This window comes from Vibrio sp. V12_P9A6T4, from assembly GCF_963874835.1.
GTDB lineage: Bacteria > Pseudomonadota > Gammaproteobacteria > Enterobacterales > Vibrionaceae > Vibrio > Vibrio anguillarum.
Window position 1 is genome coordinate 34,549 of record NZ_CAWNJO010000050.1, and the last position, 6,993, is coordinate 41,541.

6 protein-coding genes are annotated in these 6,993 nt (G+C 45.5%); 2 read left to right on the plus strand and 4 right to left on the minus strand.

The genetic code is table 11. The features are described from left to right. Nucleotides 1-43: 43 nt before the first annotated feature. From AACQ42_RS08170 to AACQ42_RS08185, 4 genes are all read right to left on the minus strand, one after another. Nucleotides 44-1,078 (minus strand): ABC transporter substrate-binding protein, encoded by a 1,035-nt coding sequence (locus tag AACQ42_RS08170; RefSeq protein WP_013856874.1) that lies wholly within the window; start codon nucleotides 1,076-1,078, stop codon nucleotides 44-46. A gap of 126 nt (nucleotides 1,079-1,204) precedes the next feature. Continuing rightward, nucleotides 1,205-2,536, minus strand: a complete 1,332-nt coding sequence (gene uhpC / locus AACQ42_RS08175) for an MFS transporter family glucose-6-phosphate receptor UhpC (protein ID WP_094166335.1) — start codon at nucleotides 2,534-2,536, stop codon at nucleotides 1,205-1,207. 87 nt (nucleotides 2,537-2,623) lie between these two features. Beyond that, nucleotides 2,624-4,243 carry an MASE1 domain-containing sensor histidine kinase gene (locus AACQ42_RS08180; RefSeq protein WP_094166336.1) on the minus strand — a complete coding sequence of 540 codons (1,620 nt, stop codon included), beginning with the start codon at nucleotides 4,241-4,243 and terminating at the stop codon, nucleotides 2,624-2,626. Nucleotides 4,244-4,251: 8 nt separating this feature from the next. Then, entirely contained in the window at nucleotides 4,252-4,887 is a 636-nt protein-coding gene (locus AACQ42_RS08185) for a response regulator (RefSeq protein ID WP_013856877.1), read from the minus strand. 236 nt (nucleotides 4,888-5,123) lie between these two features. On the opposite strand from AACQ42_RS08185, the gene AACQ42_RS08190 reads away from it, so the two are divergent. Both AACQ42_RS08190 and AACQ42_RS08195 read left to right on the plus strand, forming a co-directional pair. Beyond that, a complete protein-coding gene (locus AACQ42_RS08190; protein WP_017042874.1) occupies nucleotides 5,124-6,713 on the plus strand; it encodes an ABC-F family ATPase in 1,590 nt (529 codons plus the stop codon). A 129-nt stretch (nucleotides 6,714-6,842) separates the two neighbouring features. Then, nucleotides 6,843-6,993: transposase domain-containing protein (locus tag AACQ42_RS08195; protein ID WP_176429627.1), on the plus strand; the 151-nt coding region annotated here is incomplete at its 3' end.

Here is a 6,993-nt window from a genome sequence, read left to right on the forward strand (position 1 = left end):
AGTAGGCACTGCCCATCGAGGCTAAGATAAGGGAGTGCGTTGGCTATTCACCCATTTTTACGACATTAACCCACTTATTAATCAATCGCTTACGTTCATCGGAGGATCCATAGGTATCCATGTCATAATCGATCAAGGTTAACTTTTTAGGGTCGAGGGCGTTGGGGGATTGTTCCGCTTGAGTGTTAGTTAAAATTTGGAAAGATTGACCTTCTTTCCATGCCAGCTCTTGTCCTTCTTTTGACATGACCCAGTCAACAAACCGTTTCGCGTTATCAAGGTTACGCGACCCTTTGATAATGCTCACACCACCAATTTCATAACCTGTACCTTCACAAGGCGAAATCAGCTCCAGCGGTGCTCCTTTCGATTGTTCGAGTGAGTAGTCATGCAAAAAACCAATACCAATCGCAATTTCACCACGCGCTGAGTTACGTGAAGGGGTAACACCTGATTTGGTGTATTGAGAGACGTTTTTGTCGAGTGCTTTGAAATAATCAAAGGCTTTATCTTCATCCCAAAGTTGAATGAAGGTGGCTAATGCGGTATAGGCAGTCCCCGAACTTTGTGGGTCAGAGATTTGAATCTCTCCTTTATATTCAGGTTTGGTTAAATCATTCCAGCAGCGCGGGATCGGTAATCCTTTTTCAGCCAAACGTTGAGTGTTCACCCCAAAACCTAAAATACCCATATAAACGGCCGAAGAGTAGTTCCCTTTGCGTTTCGCTGGATCTTTAAATCCATCCATAATGAATTCAAGCTGCGGGGATTGGTAAGCGTGTAAGAGATCCATTTCACCCGCCTGTGATTGAGGATCCAACGTGCCGCCATACCAAACATCCGCGCGTGGGTTCTTCTTCTCTGCTTCGATTTTGGCCAGCGTGCTGCCAGAGCCATTGCGAACAAAAGAGGTTTTTACGTCATATTTATCAGAAAAGGCTTTAGTCGCTGTCTCGCACATGGCGTTAGTGGCACTGCAATAAACCACGAGTCGGCCTTCAGCAAATGCTTGAGGCGCGGCAAGCGAAGCACCGAGAATGCAGGTAGCAAGTACACTGCGAGGTAATCTATCTTTCATGTCTGTTTCCTCTTGTTATTTTCATTACTTAACGTAGACGTAGGGCAGCGTTAAGTTTCATCACATTCCTGTGATTTCGTTTTTGCTGCATGACACAGCGAAATCAGAAAACAACGTGAGGAAAGGTTATGACATAGTGACGGCATTCCCTGCACGCTGCTGCGCTTTTAAAAAGGGCAAAATCAGTAATCCAATCAGTGCGGCTGAGAGGGTAATGACACTGAAAAATCCTTCCCAACTAAATTGTTCAATAATGACAGCCAATGGGTAACTGGCTAACGCTGCACCAAGATAGCCAAATAAGCCGACAAAACCGGTCGCGGTTCCAGCCGCATTCTTGTGCGAACATTCAGCGGCGGCCATTCCTATCATCATTTGCGGACCAAAAATAAAAAATCCGATGGAAAAGAAGCAGCCCGACAACACCACAAAGTTGTCAATCGGTGTTAGCCATAACGCGGCCACTGAAATGAAAATGCCTAGCGCAAAAATCAAGTTCATCGGCGCTCGATTGCCTTTAAAAAATTTGTCCGAGCCCCAACCACCAAATAGCGATCCTAAAAATCCTCCGACTTCAAACATTGATACGGCAGCGTTGGCCGAAAAAAGCTCATAACCATGCCGTTCAGTGAGGTATAAATTACCCCAATCATTTAGCGCGATACGCACCACATACACCAGTAGATAGGAGCTACATAACAGCCAAATGTACTTATTCCCTAGCACGTAACGACTTAAAATTTGGCGAAATGGCAGCCCTTTACCTTCAGACTCATGGCGCTTTTCTAATTCATCGTTACGCCACTCACCCACTGGGGGTAACCCTAACGTTGTGGGCTTATCTTGCATGCGAAAGCAGAGCACTAAACCAACGATGATCGCCAAGCAACCCGGTGCAATAAATCCGTACCGCCAACCAAAAGTCACAGCGATAAAACCAATGCTGATCGGAATGAGCGCGCCACTTAAATTGTGGCAAGTGTTCCAGATAGACCACCAAAACCCACGTTCAGATCGGGAATACCAAGTAGTGAGCAATTTAGCGCACGGCGGCCATCCCCAACCTTGGAAAAAAGCGTTCAATGTCCAAAGCACGGTAAATGCGGCTAGGGAAGAGCTCAAACCAAACAGCACATTGATCACGCCCGTTGCAACCAGCCCCAAACCCATGAAGTAACTCGGTTTTGATTGGTCGCTGACCATGCCAGAAACAAACTTTGACAAACCGTAAGTCATGTAAAAGAGCGTACCAAGCAGACCCACATCGGAATGTTCAAGCCCGAGATCAGTAAGCATCGCAGGCATAGCAAAATTGAGACTTTTGCGTGTGAAATAAAACACCCCATAGCCGACGTACATCGATAACATTAAATGCAAGCGCCAGTAACGATAGGTTGCATCAATGTCCTGTGGTTCTATAGGTGCTGATGTCGGTTTTGAAATCAGAAAACCCAGCATGCAATGTTTCTCCCTAGTGCTAAGAGATGGTATCGGAGTGATTCACCAAATGAATGAGACAAAGTTATAAGTGACTAGGAAATTTTCCTAGTTTGTTGATATTGTGAGCGGTTTTGTGGGCAAGTTAACAGTTATGCGCGTCCCAAGCGGTATTTGGCTACGCTGCGATTCAATTAAAAATGTGCCACCCAGTGCGCTGACGCGTTCTTCGATGCCGAGTAAGCCTTGGCCTTTGCTGCGCCAATCGGAAGCTAAACCAATGCCATTATCACGCAGCTCGACACTGAACATGTCACCGGGAACAAGGCTTAATTGCACGGCTGATGCTTGTGCATGTTTGCACACGTTATTAAGCAGCTCTTGAATAATTCGATACAGTGTAACGGCCGTAATGTCATCTAAACGCTCTGCAAAAATTCCGAAATTCAGACGAAAATCGACGTGTCGTTCCGCAAATTTCATTTCACTTGCAAGCTGCCGAATTGCACTCTCAAGCCCCAATTCATCAAGCGCATGAGGGCGAAGCTCGGTTAATAATTGACGTGTCGATGAGTGAATTCGTAGCGCGAGCGTGTTGATCGTCTCAGCGATGTTGGTTTGTTTTTCATTTTGTGCCAAGCGACTAGCGAGCATGGATTGGATCTGTATCGCGGTAATATTTTGGCCAATTTCATCATGCAGTTCGCGTGCAACTGATTTTCGGATTTGCTCTTCAACCTTGACTAATTGCCGAGCCAGTTGCTGTTTGTTCGCGAGTTCGATTGCCAGCTTTTGGTTAATTTTAGCTAAGCGTTGCGCCAAGAAATATTGACGGCTAATCGCGATACCAAGCCCTAAACCAACAAAAGCCTGCGTCGCTATAAAACTTTGTAGTTCAATATCGGATTCAAATGAACCTGTCATTTGCCGTGCCGTAGCAAGCAAAATACTGTTCATTAGACTAGCCAATACGCCGCCTTGCCAACCGTATTTATAAGCCATAAAAATATTGGGAAGCAGGAAAATGAGCAGGGCGATCGGTTTGAGCTGCTCTAGCAAGGTTAACTCCGCGATCAATCCGCCACTAAAAAAAAGCAAACACCACAGCAACGCAGAGGGGCGAAGTGTTACGTCCTGATGAATAAGATCGGGTGACAGTGGTCTCCAGATCTGCTGATGTAGATAATCGTACAGGAGAAATAAGAACGGAGTGAGCAGTATACCGCCGGTCAGAGCTGAAACGGTCGCTTGTGCCACGTAATGCAGTTCGAGGTTGAGCGGTTTGACCAACAGCAAAACCGAGCTTCCACATAAGATGCCGTAAACGACCGTCAACCCGGTAAGCGCCAACAGTTTTTTCCAATAAACGTGCAGTGATGTCCAGAGAGATTGAAAGGCAATCGCCAGCCAATAAGAGATCAATGCAAACAGCAGTAATAGATATTCATGAGCAGCGATAGCCAACACATGCCCGAGCAACGCCACTATAGCCATTTCGCATAAAGTGATCCCAAGCCAAAAACGACGTGGTGCAAGAGCGAGTGTGGCCAGCTTTAAGCCTGTGGGCAAAAACAGACCAGCCAGCAATAAATCAGGAGTTAAGTAGCGGCTGATGTTCCATAAACAAAACCAACCAATTGAATACAAAACGCATGCAAATGCATAGCTAAAGCCAGAGGAAAGAGACAACCGAGGTAAAGCTTCAGAAAATCGATGATGAAAATGCATAGTCGCTTCTATAACGTCTCGTTAACCAACAGTTGGTGAGTAATAGCAAAGCGGATGAGATCCACATTGTTGGTAAGCCCCAGTTTGCTTAAAATATTTGCCCGATGCACGTGAATCGTTTTGTGGCTAATTGATAAATCGTAACCAATCTCTTTGACGTCTTTGCCTAAAATCAGGTGATCAAACACCTCTCTTTCGCGTTTAGTTAACCCTTCAAGGACAGATGGCGTACCTGAAGCATTGCTTAGGTTAATTAAGGCATCGGCACACAAATAGCGATCACCATTAGCCACGGTACGAATGGCGCTCACTAACTCCCCAGGCCCACAACGTTTTGATAAATAACCACAAGCGCCAGCTTCTAGCGCTTTACTGACAAAGGACGCTGAATCATAAATAGAGAGAATGATGGCTTTAAAGTCCGGCTGAGCGCGGCGCAGTTTCTCTAACAACACAAGCCCACTTTCGTCGGGCATTGAAATGTCGATAACTGCCACATCGATAGAAGCGTTCACCAGCGCACGAAATGCTTCGCGCGCGCTACCATACTCACTGTGGACATGAATGTCTGGTTCAACCGATAACAGTTGTGCAAAACCAGAGCGAACCATGAGGTGGTCATCCACCAAAGCAACTGAAATCATACGGGTATCCTATAGGTTTGCAGTGATAGTCGCAGATGTATCAATAAGTATCAAAAACCAGCGCAGGGGATGTGATTGCTCTCTCGAAACTTATGATCAGTGGCAGGTAGGCATTAAATGAGCGAGTTACTAGCACTACGAGGGCAGTGAAACAAAAACATCGCTTGCAGTTCGAGCCTTGAACAAGTAACGTTGCGCAGTTTTTTATACAATTCACATTTATTAAGGTACTGGTTTTGATCTCCACCGCGAATATCACTCAACAATTTGGCGCAAAGCCTCTGTTTGAAAACATTTCCGTTAAGTTTGGCGAAGGTAATCGCTATGGCCTGATTGGCGCTAACGGTTGTGGTAAGTCAACATTTATGAAGATTCTAAGCGGAGAGCTTGAACCTTCGAGTGGTAACGTTAGCTATGATCCTAACGAACGTGTGGCGAAACTAAATCAGGATCAATTCGCTTACGAAGAGTTCACGGTTATCGATACGGTAATCATGGGCCACAAAGAGTTGTGGAAAGTTAAACAAGAACGTGACCGTATCTATTCTCTGCCTGAAATGACCGAAGAAGATGGCATGAAGGTTGCGGATCTCGAAACTGAATTCGCAGAAATGGACGGCTACATGGCCGAGTCTAAAGCCGGTGAATTGTTGCTTGCAGTAGGCATTCCTCTTGAACAGCACTTTGGTTTGATGAGCGAAGTGGCACCAGGTTGGAAACTGCGTGTGCTATTGGCGCAAGTTTTGTTTGCTGAACCGCACATCATGCTGCTTGACGAACCAACCAACAACTTGGATATGGATACCATTCGCTGGCTAGAAGATACGCTAAACCAACGTAACTGCACCATGATCATCATCTCGCACGACCGTCACTTCTTAAACAGCGTATGTACACATATGGCTGACTTGGATTATGGTGAACTACGTCTTTACGCGGGTAACTATGACGAGTACATGACAGCGGCATCGCAAGCGCGTGCTCGTCTGCTCTCTGATAATGCCAAGAAGAAAGCACAGATTGCTGAACTGCAAACTTTCGTTGCACGCTTTTCTGCGAACGCATCTAAAGCGAAGCAAGCGACGTCACGAGCTAAGCAGATTGACAAGATCCAATTGGACGAAGTTAAAGCGTCTAGCCGCCAAAACCCTTTCATTCGTTTTGAACAATCGAAAGAGTTGTTCCGTAACGCGTTAGAAGTTGAAAACCTTAGCCAAGGTTTTGAAAACGATCTGTTCAGTAACTTCAACGCCATTTTTGAAGTGGGCGAACGCGTAGCGATCATTGGTGAAAACGGCGTCGGTAAAACGACACTGCTTAACACCTTAGCGGGTGTACTTGAGCCTCGTAGCGGCAGCTATAAATGGTCTGAAAACGCGAACATTGGTTACTACGCTCAAGATCACGCGCACGATTTTGCCGAAGATATGAACCTGTTTGACTGGATGAGCCAATGGCGTCAAGAAGGGGATGACGAGCAAGTGATCCGCAGCTTCTTAGGGCGCATGTTGTTTGGCCAAGATGACATCAAGAAATCCGTTAAGGTCATCTCTGGTGGTGAACAAGGTCGTATGTTGCTTGGTAAACTAATGATGCATAAGCCAAACATGCTGTTGATGGATGAGCCAACCAACCACATGGACATGGAATCGATCGAATCACTCAACACGGCTTTGGAGAACTACAAAGGAACTCTGTTCTTCGTATCTCACGACCGCGTATTTGTGGACTCACTGGCAACGCGCATCATTGAAATCCGTGATAACAAACTGACCGATTTCAAAGGCACTTATGCTGAATTCTTGAAATCTCGTGGCGTAAACTAATCCACAGTTTACTCTTAAGAAAAGGCTTCCTGCGGGAGTAATGCCGATCAGTTAAGGCCAAAGTGATCGGTTGAACGATCCTTCAGAGCTGTCAAAATCCAAGTGTATTTAATGCACTTGGATTTTTTTATGGATGTTTCTCAAGCTCTAAACATAATTAATGATTGGAAACCTAGCAACGTTGAGACTTTGTCTGACTTACTTCCAATTGACCTCATCAACGAAGCTTATTCTCTTACTGATACCGTCACGATGAGAAAGAGGAAATTAACTCTAGAAT